Source organism: Paraburkholderia sp. GV068 (assembly GCF_003058125.1).
GTDB classification, from domain to species: domain Bacteria; phylum Pseudomonadota; class Gammaproteobacteria; order Burkholderiales; family Burkholderiaceae; genus Paraburkholderia; species Paraburkholderia graminis.
The window spans coordinates 1-14,847 of record NZ_QBUB01000002.1 but is presented as its reverse complement, the minus strand read 5'-3'; the positions used below and the strand labels follow the sequence as shown (position 1 = coordinate 14,847).

Sequence of the window (14,847 nt, the reverse complement as noted above, 5' to 3'; positions counted from 1 at the left end):
ACGCCATGTCCAGATATCGTATTGATCTCGTTGTGTTCGCGGCAGGTCTCGCCGCGGTGTGCGGCATTGCCATCGGCTATGTCGGGTCCAACTGGCTGGCGCTGGCCGTCACGCTGCTGATCGGCGCGATTTATCTTGCTGGCGCGCTCGAATTGCGGCGCTATAGCACGGCGACTGCGACGCTCACTCGCGCCGTCGCGCGCCTCGCCGAGCCGCCGCCGCGGCTTGGCGCGTGGCTCGAGGAATTGCATCCGGGCTTGCGCAATACGGTTCGTCTTCGCATCGAAGGCGAGCGCGTCGCGTTGCCGGGGCCTGCGCTCACGCCTTATCTCGTCGGCTTGCTGGTGCTGCTCGGCATGCTCGGCACGCTGCTCGGCATGGTCGTGACCTTGCGCGGCACCGGCATGGCGCTCGAAAGCGCAACCGATCTGGCCGCGATCCGCGCTTCGCTGGCCGCGCCGGTGAAGGGCCTGGGCTTCGCGTTCGGTACGTCGATCGCGGGCGTGGCGAGTTCCGCGATGCTGGGCCTGTTGTCGGCGTTGTGCCGTCGCGAGCGGCTCGAAGCGGCGCAACAGCTCGACCTTAGGATCGCCACGAGCCTGCGCATCTATTCGCAGGCTCATCAGCGCGACGAGAGCTTCCGGCTCCTGCAACGGCAAGCGGAACTGATGCCGACGCTGGTCGACCGTCTGCAAACGATGATGGCCGCGATGGAGCAGCACAGCCTCGCTTTCAACGAGCGCCAGCTTGCAAGCCAGGAGACGTTTCACAACAAGGCGCAGGCCGCGTACACGCGGCTCGCCGCATCGGTCGAGCAGTCGTTGAAGCAGAGCGTCGCGGACAGCACGCGTGCTGCCGGCGCGGCGCTCGAACCGGTCATGCAGGCGACGATGGCCGGCCTCGCGCGCGAAAGCGCCTCGTTGCACGAGAGCGTCTCGCAGGCGGTGCAGCGGCAACTGGATGCGCTGTCGAACGGTTTCGAGTCGGCTACCGGCAAGATCGCGGGCATCTGGAACGAGGCGCTTGCCGGCCAGCAACGTTCGAACGATGCAATGACGCAGCAATTGCAGGCTTCGCTGGAGCGCTTCACGCAGACGTTCGACGAGCGCTCGGCGGGACTTGTCGACGGCGTTTCCGCGCGCCTCGAAACCGCCGCGGGCAAGCTTTCGCAGACGTGGAACGACGCGCTGTCGCGCCACGAGCAGTCGGGCGCGACGCTGGCGGCGCGTCACGAGCAGGCGCTGGTTGCGGCGGCGGCGACGTTCGCGGAGCATTCGGCGTCGCTGGTGCGCAACGTCGGCGAGTCGCATGCGGACTTGCAGACGCAACTGGCCTCGCGAGACGAAGCGCGGCTCGCGGCGTGGACGGCGAAGCTCGAGTCGATGGCGGGCATGATCGGCAAGGAATGGCAGCAGGCGGGCGAGCAGAACGAAGCGCGGCTCGCGGTGTGGACCGCGAAGCTCGATGCGATGGCGAACACGCTCAGCGAGAAATGGCAGCAAGCCGGGGAGCATAACGAAGAGCGGCTCACGGCATGGACGTCGAAGCTGGACTCGATGGCGAGCGCCCTCGGCAAGGAATGGCAGCAGGCGGGAGAGCACAACGAAGCGCGTCTCGCGGCGTGGACGTCGAAGCTCGATTCGATGGTGGCGATGCTCGGCAAGGAATGGCAGCAAGCCGGCGAACACAACGAAGCGCGCCTCGCGGCATGGACATCCAAGCTGGACTCGATGGCGAACGCCCTCACCAAGGAATGGCAGCAAGCGGGCGAACACAACGAAGCACGCCTCACCGCATGGACATCGAAGCTCGACTCGATGGCAACCGCCCTCAGCCAGGAATGGCAGCAAGCCGGCGAACTGACGGCCAACCGTCAGCAGCAGATTTGCGACACGCTCGAGCAGACCGCGCGCGATATTTCGGCTCAGACGCAGGCGCATGCCAGCGAAACCATCGCTGAAATTTCGCGGCTCGTGCAGGCGGCGTCCGAGGCGCCGAAGGCCGCTGCCGAAGTGGTCGCCGAGTTGCGGCAGAAGCTGTCGGACAGCATGGTGCGCGACACGGCGATGCTGCAGGAGCGCAGCCGTCTGCTCGAAACCCTGGAAACGCTGCTGGACGCGGTCAACCATGCATCCACGGAACAGCGCACGGCGGTCGATGCGCTCGTCGCGACGTCGGCGGAATTGCTCGAACGCGTCGGCACGCGTTTCACCGACAAGGTCGAGGCCGAGGCCGACAAGATCGGCGCGATAGCCGCGCAGATCGCGGGCGGCGCCGTCGAAGTGGCGAGCCTCAGCGACGCGTTCGGCGCGGCGGTGCAGTTGTTCGGCGAATCGAACGACAAGCTCGTCGCGCATCTGGAGAGAATCGAAGCGGCGCTCGACAAGTCGCTCACGCGCAGCGACGAACAGCTTGCCTACTACGTGGCGCAGGCGCGCGAAGTTATCGATCTGAGCGTGATGTCGCAAAAGCAGATTGTCGAAGATCTGCAGCAGCTTGCGGCGCGGCGCTCGGCTGACGGAGTCGAGGCGGCATGAGCGGGATGAGCGAGGACATCGACGGCGGCGTCGAGCCGGGCACGCCGATCTGGGCGGCGTTCGGCGACATGATGTCCGTGCTGCTCGGCGCGTTCATGCTGATTCTGGTGGCCGTCATCGGCGTGCAACTGGAACTGTCGAACAAGCTCGAGCAGGAGGTCAAGCAGCGTCAGGTTGAAACGCAGCGCCGCAAGACGCTCGAAGAGGCGCTCGCCGGCCCGCTCGCGGCCGGCCGCGTGACGCTCGTGAACGGGCGCATCGGCATCAGCGGCAATGTGCTGTTCGCGCTCAACTCCGACCAGTTGCAGCCGCAAGGGCGCGATCTATTGAAGAGCCTGGCCGGCCCGCTGTCCGCCTATCTGCGCGCGAGCGACCAGATCCTGATGGTGAGCGGCTTTACCGACGATCAGCGGCTGCGCGAAGGCAATCGCCGTTTCGCGGACAACTGGGAGTTGTCGGCGCAGCGCGCGCTGACGGTGACGCGCGCGTTGATCGAGGCGGGCGTGCCGGCGCCGTCGCTGTTCGCGGCGGCATTCGGCTCCGGCCAGCCCGTCAGTTCGAACGCCGACGAGCAAGGGCGCGCGCGCAACCGTCGCGTGGAAATCGCGCCGGTGCCGAGACTCTCGGCGGCCGCGGGAAAGCCTCGTGAGTAACAGCGCGAGCGATCCCATGACTGAAGCCGCAGGCGACACACAGACGCCGCGCGCCACGCTCGACGCGTGGCGCGAGCGCGGCGCCGATCGTGTCGATCCGCCGCGGTTTCGTTTCATCGACGCGTTGGAGCGGCGTGCCGCCGCGCAGCGCGGCGAGACTCGCCGCGTGCTTGACGAGAGGCTCGCCGTGTTGCTTGATGCGTATGCGCGGCAAATAGCTGCGGCCGAGCCCGACGCATGCGGCGCGATGAAAACCGATAACGCTGCCCGCACAGCCGAATCGACAACAGGCGCAGGCCCGCTCGTCCAGCTCATCGCCGAATTGCAAAGCGCGCCGCAACACCGCGAGCGCAATCACGCCGCCTATCCCGAACTCCCCGAACTCGATTATTTCCGGCAGACGTGGGCCAAAGTCCGCACCGACAAGCAGTTGCGGCAGTCGCTGCAACCGGCGCCCGGCAACGCCGGGCCGCTCAATTCGAGCAGCCTCGTGCATCGCTCGCTGTCGCTGATGCGCGAGTTGTCGCCGGGCTATCTGAAACAGTTTCTCTCGTATGTCGACGCGTTGTCGTGGATCGAGCAATTGAACGGCGGCGCCCCGCCCAGCAAGGAGCCGCCGCGCGCGGCGACGGGCGCCAGGGGCGGGCGCGGCAAGACGCGCTGATGCCTCGCGGCGCTTGACGTGGCATATTGGCGGGTAGCCATCGAAAGGAGCCCACCATGCGTATCCAGACCTCATTTCTGTTCGATCTCGACGGCACGCTCGTCGATAGCGTCTATCAACACGTGCTGGCCTGGAAAGAAGCGCTCGACAGCGAAGGCATTTCGCTGTCGGTGTGGCGGATTCATCGAAAGATCGGCATGAGCGGCGGTCTCTTCACCAATCAGCTTCTGCGCGAGACGCACGGCGACATCAGCGCCGAGCGCGGCGAGCGTCTTCGTCATGCGCATGCGGCGGCGTATAAAAGGTTGCGCGCGCAAGTATGTCCGCTGCCTGGCGCGCGCGAGCTGCTCGATGCGCTCACGCAGGCGGGCACGCCGTGGGCCGTGGCGACCAGCGGCCGCATGGAAACCGCGGCGGTGAATCTCGAGGCGCTCGGCGTCGATCCGTCAAAAGCAGTCGTCGTGACGCGCGACGACGTCAAATACGCGAAGCCCGATCCCGATCTTTTCATCGCGGCCGCCGAACGTCTCGGCGTGCAGATCGAACATTCGGTCGTGGTCGGCGACAGCATCTGGGACATGCTCGCGGCGCGCCGCTGCCGCGCGCTCGGCGTGGGCCTGCTGTCGGGCGGCTACGGCACGGAAGAACTCGAACGGGCCGGCGCACTGCGCGTCTACGACGACCCCGCGGCTCTGCTCGATCATCTCGACGAAGTAGCCTCGCGACCGTAGACGCGCGCATTGCGGCATGACGCGGCCGCGACGAAATGCGCTGGCCGCGCCGCGTTTTTTGCATCGCCATTGGTTTCATTCAGACCGCATACGCTGCTGCAAACACACGGAACTTTGTACTGTTGCAGCCAGGAGCCCTGCACTCCCTGTACTATATGGATCAACGGGAACCGGCCCGGCAACAGCGATAGAAAGACCGGCGTGTACGCAGTGGCGGCGCGCCCGGCATGTTCCACGTGAGCGCATGCGGCGACCGGCGAGCCTGTCACGGCGATCCCGCCTGCGGCGGAGCTGACGAACCACGTGAAAATATGAACAAGTTTATTCGACCACCCGTCTCCTATCCGACCACGGTTGTTTTCGTCGACGACAACGACAACTACCTCGACGCGCTGCGCCGTTTCTTCCCGGATGTTTCCACCAATCTGTTTTTCTCGCGTCCGCAAACGGCGCTGGCTTTTATCCGTCAGCACGCGCGCGAAAACTCGCTCGAGTTCGCGCCGGCTTCCGCGTGTTTGAGCGAGACGGGCTTTGAACGCTTCGTCGAAACGTCGCCGCAGCGCGACGTGCTGGCGCGCGATTCGCGTTTCTCCGAGGTGGCCGCGGTCGTGGTGGACTACGACATGCCGGGTATAAGCGGCGTCGAGTTTCTGTCGTCCATCTCCAACCTGCATTGCGCGAAAATCCTGCTGACGGGCGTCGCCGACGAAACCGTCGCCGTCAAGGCATTCAATGCGGGCATTGTCGATTTATATCTGCGCAAGACCGACGCGGATTCGGCGAACCGGCTCGTGCATTTTCTGAAGGACGCGAAGAGCCGCCATTGCTCCGAGGCCGGTTGGCTCGCGTTGGGCGAGAACGGCATCACGTATTGCGATCCGCGCACGCGCAGCGTGATCGATCAGGTCGTGAAGGACAAAGGCATCGTCGAGTATTACTGGCGTCCCGAGCAGAACGCCATTCTGATGTTCGATCGCGAGGGAAGGGCGAGCGTGTTCGTCGCGTGGGCCGAGCACGACTGGATTGCGCAAGGCGAAATCGTCGCGGACGAAAGCGGCCCGGCCGAGTTGCTCAGGCAGATGGCCGTGCGCGAGGTCATGCCGCTCTTCTGGCCGCATCTTGCGTTCCGGTCGAATGTCGAATTCAGAATGCTCAAGCCGCAGCCCATTCCCGGTTGGGGCGACGCGTTCTACTGCTGGAGCCAGGTGGAGTCGCCGGAAGTGGCGCAAGGCGGCGTCAGGCCGCTGACGTTCGCGCAATGGCGCAGCGACCGGGCACGCTAGGGCTGCCGGCACGACGAGACATTCCATGCTGTTGGGGAAATGCGCGATGTGGCCATTCATGCGCGACAAGAGCCATGCAATTCCGATAGGGCTCGCGCAATGGTGCCTGGATGACGGCGCATTGGCGCGGTTTTATTGATCGCCCATAAGGCCCATGCGAATGAGCCGCTCAAGCCGCTCCGGCGTTCGCGCACAGAAAGCGGCACACTTCGTCATGCATGGCTTGCACGCCAGGGCTCGATTCGATGGCGCGCCAGCAGCCATGCACGAGTCCCGCGCCGATCCATAGCCGCGCTTGTCCGCCCGCCGCCTGAATGCGTTCGGCGAATACGCGAGCGTCGTCTCTGAGCGGATCGTGCTCCGCGCCGATCGCGAGCGTAGGCGGAAGGCTGCCATAACGTGCGGCGTCGAGCGGCACCGTCCACTCGGGATACGGCGCGCTTTCGCCCCAAGTTCCGCCCCAAGTTCCGCCCCGACTTTCGCCACAACTTCCGCCCCAATACATGTCGCGAAACGCGTGGACGTCGGCGAGCGTCAGCATCGGCGCGTGCGCTTCGGTATCGCGTGCGGGCGGCTGCGGGTCGGTGCCGAGCATCGGGTAGATCAGCGCAACACCGCGTATGCCGTCGATGCCCTCGTCGCGCAAACGCATCGCCACGCTGGCCGCGAGCGTGCCGCCGGCACTGTCGCCGGCCAGTTGCAACGCGGCGTCGGCGGGAAGATTGAAGGGCAGCCCGCGTTGCAGAGCGGCGCGCGTGATCTCCAGGCAGTCGTCGTGCGCGGCCGGCGCGCGGTGTTCGGGCGCGAGCCGGTAATCGACGGCGATCAAGTCGAGGCCCGTGTCCGCGGCAAGGCGCGCCGTGATCAGTTGATGGCTGTCCAGCGATCCAAGCACGAAGCCGCCGCCGTGGAAGTACAGCACGACGCCGCGCGGCATGTCGTCCGCTTTGGCACGGTTGCGATAGAGCCGCAACGCAATCGGATGACCCGCGGCAGTCTGGAATTGCGCATCTTCGGTGACGACTTCCGGCGGCAACGGCGGAGTGAGCGCGGCCGCGTAACGGTCATAGGCTTCGCGTTGCTCGGGCGGCGCGATGGACGCGCCCGACGTGTTATGTCCTCCGGGATACAGCGCGGCGGCTCGCGCGATGAACGCCGCCATTTGCGGCTCAAGCATGCTGTTGGCTCCGGCTGCGTTGCGCGGCGGCGGGCAGGCCGATCATGCGGCCCGCGTAGGCGGCGGCGGGTAATGCGGCTTGCGCGTCGGCCAGTTCTTTTACGCGCGCGGCGACGTCGGCGTCGAATGCGACCGAGCGCGGCCCGCTCGTATCGACATGCAGCAGCATTTGCTCGCCGGCGGCGACCGGCGTGTCGCCTTCGTCGGCGAACATTTCGAGGTAGAGATGCAGCCGCTTGGTGTCATGCGCGAGCACGCGCATATCCACACGCACGCGCGTGCCTTGCTTGATCTCATGCAGATAGTTGATGTGCGCTTCGAGCGTGTAGATAGAGCGGCCGCGTTCCTTGCGCACGGTGTCGGGCAAACCGATCCGGTCGATCAGCTCGTCGGTCGCGAAGCTGAAGATCAGCATGTAGAACGCGTCGCGCAAATGGCCGTTGTAGTCGACCCATTCCGCGCGGACCGTGTCGCGATAGCAGGGCAGGGAAGAAGCGGTTTGCGGCATGCTGCGGGTCTCCGTGGTCTTGGGTTTGTGTGCGGCGTGCGGCGTGCGACGCGCGAATCGGGTCGCGCGCCCCGTGCGCGGCGTGGCTTGCGGTCGCGCTCGCACCGATCGGCGGACGCCGATCCGCCGATCTTCAATCCGCAAATTGTCAATCCGCAGCCGTCAACCCATGCCGCGCCTTGGCCTCGCCAATCGCCGCGAGCACGCTCGTGATGCAGTCGTCGCGATAGCGCTCCAGTTGCTTGATCGAGCGCGGGCCGACCTGTTCGGCGGTGCCGTCGACAACGCGGTCGATCAGTTCGTCCGTCAGCTTCGGCGCTATCAGTTTAGTCCACGGAAGCTCCAGCGCGGGACCGAATTGCTGCATGAAATGGCGCATGCCCGCGTCGCCACCCGCGAGCGTGTAGGTGAGGAAGGTCCCCATGAAAGACCAGCGGATGCCCGCGCCGAAGCGGATTGCGTCGTCGATTTCGCCGGTGGTCGCGACGCCCTCGTTGACCAGATGCAGCGCCTCGCGCCACAGCGCTTCGAGCAGCCGGTCGGCGATGAAGCCGGGCACTTCCTTGCGAACCCGCAGCGGGCGCATCGATAGCGAGCGATAAATGCGCAGCGCGGCGTCGATGGTCTCAGAAGCCGTGCGCTCGCCGCCGAGCACTTCCACGAGCGGCAGCAGATAAACCGGATTGAACGGATGCCCGACGATGCAGCGCTCCGGGTTCACAGCGCGCGCATAGAAATCGCTCGGCAAAAGCCCGGACGTCGACGACGCGATGATCGCGTCGGGCTTCGCCGCGCGGCTGATCTGTTCGTGCAACGCGAGCTTCAATTCCTCGCGCTCGGGCGCGCTTTCCTGAATGAAGTCGGCGTCGGCGACACACGCCTCGATCGTATCGACAAAGCGCAATCGCGATGGCGACGCGCCTTCCGCGAGGCCGACGCGCTCGAGCGCGGGCCATGCATTCGCGACGTTCTCGCGCAACTGTTTTTCCGCGCCCGGCGCCGGATCCCACGCGATCACGTCGAGCCCATGCGCGAGCGCGCGCGCCACCCAGCCGCTGCCGATCACGCCCGCGCCGATCGCGGCAAATGTTTTGATGTTGACGATCACTGCCATTGCTGACGTTTCCTTGTTTGCCTATGCGTTGCTGGTTGTCGCGATCACGCGTATTCGCCGGCTGCGCGCCGTTCGAGTTGCCGTTCGCCGCGCGCGGGCAAGCCGAGCTTGCGCCGGCCTTCGGCGGGCGTCAGTGCGCGTCCGCCAAGACGCTCGATGATTTCCACCGCGCGCTGCACGAGCGTGCCGTTGGTTGCGGGCACACCTTTATCGAGCCAGATGTTGTCTTCGAGGCCGACGCGCACGTGGCCGCCGAGCAGCATCGCCTGCGCGACCATCGGCATCTGCATGCGGCCGATGCCGAAGCCGGCCCATTGCGCGCCGGGCGGCAGGTTGTCGGCCATCGCTTTCATGGTCGCCGTATCGGCGGGCGCCCCCCAGGGAATGCCGAGGCACAACTGAAAGAGCGGCGGCGCGTCGAGCAGCCCTTCCTTGAGCAACTGCTTCGCGAACCACAAGTGCCCCGTGTCGAAGATCTCCAGTTCGGGTTTTACGCCCAGTTCCTGAATGCGCGCTGCACCGGCGCGCAATTGCGCGGGCGTCGATACATAGATGTAGTCGCCGTCGCCGAAATTGAGCGTGCCGCAATCGAGCGTGCAGATTTCCGGCAACAGCTCCTCGACATGCGCGAGGCGCGTCAGGCCGCCGACCAGATCCGTGTTCGCGCCGAAGCGCATGGGATCTTCGCCGGGACCGATTTCCAGATCGCCGCCCATGCCCGCCGTCAGATTGATGATGACGTCCGTGCCCGACGAGCGGATTCGGTCGACCACTTCGCGATACAACTGCGGATCGCGGCTGCCGCGTCCGGTCCTCGGATCGCGGACGTGGCAGTGCGCGACGGTCGCGCCCGCTTTCGCGGCTTCGATGGCGGCCTCGGCGATCTGCTTCGGCGTAACCGGAATCGCGGGATGCTTGCCGACGGTGTCGCCGGCGCCGGTGACCGCGCAGGTCACGATGACTTCATGGTTCATGCGTGCAAGTTCCTGTAGATGTTCAATGCGCGACGCTTCGGGAATCAAAGCCCGAGATAGGCTTTCACCGCAGGCAAACCGTCCTTGCCGTCGTAGGTCTTCACGCCGGCGAGCCACGCGTCGAGTATTTGCGGGTTTTTCTTCAGATAGGCTTTCGCGGCATCGGCGGGCTTTTGCTTGTTCATCACCGATTGCATCACCACGTTTTCGAGCTGCGTCGAAAAGCGCAGGTTGCTTACGAGCTTGCCCGCGTTGGGGCAACGCGTCAGGTAGTCGGGCGACGTCAACGTATAAACGCGCGCTTCGCCGTCGTTTGGGCCGAACACGCCGTCGCTGCCGGACAGGTACTTCATGTCGATCTGAATGTTCATCGGATGCGGTTCCCAGCCGAGAAACACCACCCATTTCTTGTCGCGGATCGCGCGCTCCACTGAAACGAGCATGCCGGCTTCGCTCGATTCGATCAGCTTGAAGCCGCCGAGCCCGAACTTGTTGGTGGCGATCATCTTCTGAATGGCCGCGTTGGCGCTGCTGCCAGGCTCGATGCCGTAGATCTTGCCGTCGAGCTGATCGCGATGTTTCGCGATGTCGGCGAATGTCTTGAGGCCCGCGTCGTACGCATAGCCGGGCACGGCGAAGGTTGCTTTTGCGCCGGTCAGGTTGGGCGGCTGCAGCACGTCGATTGCCTTCGAGTCGACGAACGGCGCAATCGCTTTCTCCTGCACCGGCCACCAGTAGCCGAGCGACACGTCGAGCTGTTTCGTCTTCAGACCCGCAAACGAAATCGGCACCGAAGCAACGGTGGTGACCGGCTGATAACCGAGCCCTTCGAAGACCGTGGAGGCGAGCGCGGTGGTCGACGTGATGTCCGTCCAGCCGATGTCGGCGAAACGCACCGCGCGGCACGCGGGCGGGTCCTGCGCGAACGCGGGCAGCGCGGCGACGGCGGCGCTGCCCGCGGCCGCGAGGCAGGCAAGCCGGGTAAGCTGTGCAAGCAGCGTGGTGATGCGTGACTTCATGACCTTCCCCTATTGACGCTTATGCACGTCTGACAGCGCGTTTTCGAAAGGGCCGCTTTGATGCGCGAATGCGAAGCGCGGCCCACCGGCAAGTGCTAAGTGATGCGTGAGGTGCTATGTGAGTCCATCGACGATGCGGTTGGAATGGCACTAACGTTAATGCCCCATATTGCCGCCAAAGCGACCATCAGCGACCCGTTCTTGCTTCCACGCGACAACGAGGGAAAACCAGCATGCGCGAGCGGGCGTCGGCATTGCAGCGAGCTTCCGGCGGCATTGCGGCACGGCATCGGCTATGGACCAATTTTGGCGCGCCTTGTCCGCTCGCAGTCTGCTTGCTACGCTCGCCGGAAACCGCACGTTCACTTGCGCTTTTCGCTGCTTTCGACGGCTTGTCACTTTCACGCCGCCTTTCACCGGATTCCCGCGACATGCCTGAAGAAATATCGTTTTTGCTGCTGCCGGGCTATTCGGCGATCGGCTTCATGTCCGCCGTCGAGCCCTTGCGCGTGGCGAACCGCTTTCGCGGCGAGTTGTACCGATGGCGCATTCTCAGTCTGGACGGCGCGCCGGTTGCAGCGAGCAACGGGATTTCGATCAACGCGGACGCGGCCATCGGCGACGTGCGTGATCTGGGTGGCACGGACAGCACGGCGACGCTCTTCGTCGTGGCGGGCTTCGAGCCGCTCGCCTGCTACACGCGCGAACTCGCCGAATCGTTGAAGCGGCTCGAGCGCGCGGGCGCGACGCTCGGCGGCATCGACACGGGCAGCTTCGTGCTCGCCGAAGCCGGGCTGCTGGGCGGCGCGGACAACGTGACCGTGCATTGGGAGGCGCTTTCGGCATTTCGCGAGCGTTATCCGTCGCTGGATGCCAGTCAGGAACTGTTCGAGATCGGCGCGCGGCGCATCACGTGCGCGGGCGGCACTGCATCGATCGACATGATGCTCGACCTGATCGGACGCAAGCACGGCGCGGCGCTCGCGTCGGCGGTGTCGGAGCAGTTCGTGGTGAGCCGCATCCGTCAGCGCTCCGACCATCAGCGCATGGAGATTGCCGCGCGCTACGGCGTGCACAACCGCAAGCTGATCCAGGTGATCGGCGTGATGGAGCAGCACATGGAAGAGCCGCTGACGCCCGACCGGCTCGCGCAGGAAATCGGCGTGACGCGCCGCCAGTTGGAGCGGCTCTTTTGCGCGTCGCTGAAGGACACGCCGACGCACTTCTATCTGCAACTGCGGCTCGGCCGCGCGCGCGAGCTTTTGCAACAGACCGACATGTCGATCACGTCGATTTGCGTCGCCTGCGGATTCGAGTCGCCGTCGCACTTCTCGCGGACTTATCGTGCGCGATTCGGTGCAAGCCCGAGGAGCGACCGGCAGGCGAGCGGCGGTTTGGTGCCACCCAAAGCGCTAATTAATGCACGTGTTGAAGGATTATCACAAGCGCAGCAACAGTGAATTCACCGATTCGGGGTTTACCCTAGGTCGCCGGCCTCCTAGACTGTGTTCATCGGCTGAAGACACAACGCCTTCAGCGCCTGACAAAACAATCTCTGGAGGTAGGTCATCATGAAATCGCTGATCGAAGCTGCTGTTATCGCCGCTCTTATTTCCGCACCGCTTGCTGCTTTTGCCCAGTCGAACCAGCCGGTCACGCGCGCTCAGGTTCGCGCCGAACTGGTTCAACTGGAGAAGGCCGGTTACAACCCGGCCACGTCGAACGACTACGATTACCCGGCGAACATCCAGGCCGCCGAAGCGCGCGTCGCCGCGCAGAACGGCACCGCTCAGACGAGCGGCTATGGCTCGGCGACCAATGGATCGTCGCAAGCAGGCAGCCGGGCTGAGGTCACTTCGAGCTCGTATTCGGCGCCGGTTTATGTCGGCCACTGATTGACGGCGGCGCGGCGAGGTTCGTCGCGCGATGGGTAAAAAAAGGCACGCCTCGGCGTGCCGTTTTCGACTGCTGACAAGCCACTTCAAAGCCTGGCCATGTGCCAGGCTTTGTCGTTTACCAGATGGTCCAACAAATCCGTGGTGAGGCGGTTTTGCCCAAATGACGTCGCTACGAATGGTCTATTCGTCGTAGTACTCGGACCGGGCGATCACGCGGTTTGTCCCGCGCGGGCACTGGCATGCGACGATATCGTTGTCTTTCACGGCGGCTGTTGCACCCGTCAACCCCCAGCCTGTCGCTGTGCCGAGCATGGGACCGTTGTGTCCGCAGCGTGCGCACGACGCAAGTCCTCCATCTTTCGCGAGCGCGCCATTTTCGTCGGAGAAGTTCTCGTCACCTTCGAGTACCACGCCGCCGGTCGTCGTCTTGTTGCCCTTAACTGCCAGCATCATTGCCATGCCAATCTCCGTCTAGAGTTGAAGTTGTTCTACCGGATCAGTACCGCTCGCGCGCTGCCTGCAACATCTTCAGACGGGTCTTTCCGTCAGGCGTGAATACCGTGTCGAACCGTACGAGCCCTTCCTGATGCAGGCGACAAGCCATCGTGAAGCTGACCATTACGCCGGGCTCCGAAGCGTGCACTTCGATCTCGACTGCCTTCAGGCGTGGCTCGTACTTGAGCAACGTCGACTCGATGGCATTGCGGAGCCTGTGTGTCGACGAGGGCAGATGCCGGTAGATTTCCGACAGGTCATCGAGTCCGAAGTCCGGCAGGTGCGCGAGCGACCGACGCCGGCTGTTAAGGATGCGTTCGATGTTGTCCCGCACCGAAAAGAACGTCTGTTCCTCCGGTGAAAAATCGGTCACCGTCGAGCCGTCGGCAAAATGCCCCGTGATCCGCTCGAAAAGTCCTGGTCCTGTACGCATGCGCGCCTCAATTCGCCATGCCGGCGATCGACGACAGCAGCCACCGGTCGATGGCAAGCCAGACAAGTCCCGCAGCGATACAGGCGACGAAAACCCACGCCAGCGGTGACAGCGGGCGCTGGCGCGAGCGCGAGGGGTTCACCACCAGCGGGCCTGACCGATCGGGCGCATTTCTGTCTGCGCCGCCACTCGTGGCGCGCGCAAGACGTTCGTCGATTGAACCGATGAGCTTCATGCGCGCCTCGGCCTCGTTCAGCGCATAACGACCCTTGAACCCGAGTCCGAGCACGACGGCGAAGATCGCCAGAAGAGGCAGCACGGGCTTCGCGTCGCGCAGGCGCTGACCCATCCGCCGGAGTAGTTCTTCGCCCGCATCATTGCGGCCGAACGCCCGCAACTGCAGTGGTTCGCGTTCCCATGCATCGCGCGCGGTTCCGTGGAGCCCGTTCAGGGCCGCTTCGTCGATCAGCGCGCAATGCGCATAGAGCGCGTCATCGATCACATCCTGCGGATGGCCACGCCTCTGCAGTTCCTCACGCAGGCTGGCAACCTGGGCGTCGGAATCTTCGCGCAGGACTTCCTGCGAGGGTGGGTTTGCGCTGCGAAGTGCAACGACAGTGCGTGCCGCGTCGCGCAGGGCGACAGGCAGCAGATCATGGGTCGGTTGTGCTGTGGCGAATTTCATGAGTGGTTCAGCGCTTTGCCTTCGGCATTTGCGACGTGAGCGACAGACTCACGTCCATGCCCTCGATCTGGAAGTGCGGAACAATGAAGAGTGCAACGCGAAAAAAACCTGGATTGTCTTCAATGTCCTCCACCACGACGCGGGCTTCACGCAGCGGATGCGAGCTTTGCAGGTCGTCCCCCGGTGTTGTCATGACCGTGACGAGCGAGCGGATCCAGGTGTTCAGTTCAAGTTCCAGCAGACGGCGGTCCTTCGTGGTGCCAATATTCTCGCGCTGGATCAACTTGAGATGGTGCGCGATACGCGAGAGCAGGAAGACGTACGGCAGGCGCGCATTGATACGGCTGTTGGCCGCAGCGTCGCGCGTGTCGAAGACAGCAGGCTTCTGCGTCGAATGCGCGGAATAGAAGCACGCGTAGTCGTGATTGCTGGTGTACGAAAGCGCTATGAGACCCTGGTCGGCGAACTCGAATTCGCGGGTTTCGGGAATCAGCGCGTCAGAGGCGATCTTGCCCAGATGGCCCGTATCGAGATCGTAAAGATGGACCGGCAGATCAGGTATCAGGCCACCGGCCTGAGGATGTCATCGGCACCTGTAAATTGATACACCGTCGGCACTGAGGAATTGATACACCTCGACGAAGGGATAATGGCCGCTTTGAGCGGCGATGATCTC

General features: G+C 64.4%; 15 protein-coding genes and 1 pseudogene. 7 read left to right on the top strand and 9 right to left on the bottom strand.

All coding sequences use genetic code 11. The features are described 5' to 3' along the window. Positions 1 to 5 precede the first annotated feature (5 nt). The 5 genes from C8K18_RS04930 (at position 6) to C8K18_RS04910 (ending at position 5,868) form a co-directional block, all read left to right on the top strand. Positions 6 to 2,537 (top strand): DUF802 domain-containing protein, encoded by a 2,532-nt coding sequence (locus C8K18_RS04930; RefSeq protein ID WP_107706841.1) that lies wholly within the window; start codon positions 6 to 8, stop codon positions 2,535 to 2,537. Positions 2,538 to 2,542: 5 nt separating this feature from the next. Beyond that, positions 2,543 to 3,190 (top strand): OmpA family protein, encoded by a 648-nt coding sequence (locus C8K18_RS04925; RefSeq protein ID WP_029970086.1) that lies wholly within the window; start codon positions 2,543 to 2,545, stop codon positions 3,188 to 3,190. A gap of 16 nt (positions 3,191 to 3,206) precedes the next feature. Beyond that, positions 3,207 to 3,854 carry a DUF2894 domain-containing protein gene (locus tag C8K18_RS04920; protein WP_107706840.1) on the top strand — a complete coding sequence of 216 codons (648 nt, stop codon included), beginning with the start codon at positions 3,207 to 3,209 and terminating at the stop codon, positions 3,852 to 3,854. 56 nt (positions 3,855 to 3,910) lie between these two features. Next, positions 3,911 to 4,585 carry an HAD family hydrolase gene (locus tag C8K18_RS04915; protein WP_029970088.1) on the top strand — a complete coding sequence of 225 codons (675 nt, stop codon included), beginning with the start codon at positions 3,911 to 3,913 and terminating at the stop codon, positions 4,583 to 4,585. A 311-nt stretch (positions 4,586 to 4,896) separates the two neighbouring features. Continuing rightward, on the top strand, positions 4,897 to 5,868 hold the full coding sequence (locus C8K18_RS04910) for a response regulator (protein ID WP_006049455.1): 972 nt from the start codon (positions 4,897 to 4,899) through the stop codon (positions 5,866 to 5,868). Positions 5,869 to 6,037: 169 nt separating this feature from the next. Here the strand turns inward: C8K18_RS04910 and C8K18_RS04905 are convergent, their stop codons facing one another. From C8K18_RS04905 to C8K18_RS04885, 5 genes are all read right to left on the bottom strand, one after another. Beyond that, complete coding sequence (locus C8K18_RS04905) at positions 6,038 to 7,045, bottom strand: alpha/beta hydrolase (RefSeq protein ID WP_107706839.1); 1,008 nt, start codon at positions 7,043 to 7,045, stop codon at positions 6,038 to 6,040. Further along, positions 7,038 to 7,553, bottom strand: a complete 516-nt coding sequence (locus tag C8K18_RS04900; protein WP_107706838.1) for a thioesterase family protein — start codon at positions 7,551 to 7,553, stop codon at positions 7,038 to 7,040. The genes C8K18_RS04905 and C8K18_RS04900 overlap by 8 nt, the downstream gene beginning before the upstream one ends. Before the next feature lie 148 nt (positions 7,554 to 7,701). Further along, the gene (locus tag C8K18_RS04895) at positions 7,702 to 8,667 is read right to left on the bottom strand and encodes an L-carnitine dehydrogenase (protein ID WP_107706837.1); all 966 of its coding nucleotides are present in this window, start codon (positions 8,665 to 8,667) and stop codon (positions 7,702 to 7,704) included. Positions 8,668 to 8,711: 44 nt separating this feature from the next. Continuing rightward, positions 8,712 to 9,641 (bottom strand): 3-keto-5-aminohexanoate cleavage protein, encoded by a 930-nt coding sequence (locus C8K18_RS04890; protein ID WP_107707128.1) that lies wholly within the window; start codon positions 9,639 to 9,641, stop codon positions 8,712 to 8,714. A 44-nt stretch (positions 9,642 to 9,685) separates the two neighbouring features. Further along, entirely contained in the window at positions 9,686 to 10,660 is a 975-nt protein-coding gene (locus C8K18_RS04885; RefSeq protein ID WP_107706836.1) for a choline ABC transporter substrate-binding protein, read from the bottom strand. 431 nt (positions 10,661 to 11,091) lie between these two features. Between C8K18_RS04885 and C8K18_RS04880 the strand changes: the two genes are divergently transcribed. Then, positions 11,092 to 12,120: a GlxA family transcriptional regulator gene (locus tag C8K18_RS04880; protein ID WP_107707127.1), complete on the top strand. Its 1,029-nt coding sequence runs from the start codon at positions 11,092 to 11,094 to the stop codon at positions 12,118 to 12,120. A gap of 111 nt (positions 12,121 to 12,231) precedes the next feature. Then, a complete protein-coding gene (locus C8K18_RS04875) occupies positions 12,232 to 12,555 on the top strand; it encodes a DUF4148 domain-containing protein (protein WP_107706835.1) in 324 nt (107 codons plus the stop codon). A 183-nt stretch (positions 12,556 to 12,738) separates the two neighbouring features. Here C8K18_RS04875 and C8K18_RS04870 read toward each other — a convergent pair whose 3' ends face one another. The 4 genes and pseudogenes from C8K18_RS04870 to C8K18_RS04855 all read right to left on the bottom strand — a co-directional run. Then, positions 12,739 to 13,017 carry a PAAR domain-containing protein gene (locus C8K18_RS04870; RefSeq protein ID WP_107706834.1) on the bottom strand — a complete coding sequence of 93 codons (279 nt, stop codon included), beginning with the start codon at positions 13,015 to 13,017 and terminating at the stop codon, positions 12,739 to 12,741. A gap of 37 nt (positions 13,018 to 13,054) precedes the next feature. Beyond that, complete coding sequence (gene tssE / locus C8K18_RS04865) at positions 13,055 to 13,486, bottom strand: type VI secretion system baseplate subunit TssE (RefSeq protein ID WP_053860061.1); 432 nt, start codon at positions 13,484 to 13,486, stop codon at positions 13,055 to 13,057. Between the two features lie 7 nt (positions 13,487 to 13,493). Then, on the bottom strand, positions 13,494 to 14,171 hold the full coding sequence (locus C8K18_RS04860; protein WP_107706833.1) for a DotU family type IV/VI secretion system protein: 678 nt from the start codon (positions 14,169 to 14,171) through the stop codon (positions 13,494 to 13,496). 7 nt (positions 14,172 to 14,178) lie between these two features. Then, a pseudogene (locus C8K18_RS04855) lies at positions 14,179 to 14,751 on the bottom strand (type VI secretion system contractile sheath domain-containing protein); the annotation flags it as partial. Positions 14,752 to 14,847 lie beyond the last annotated feature (96 nt).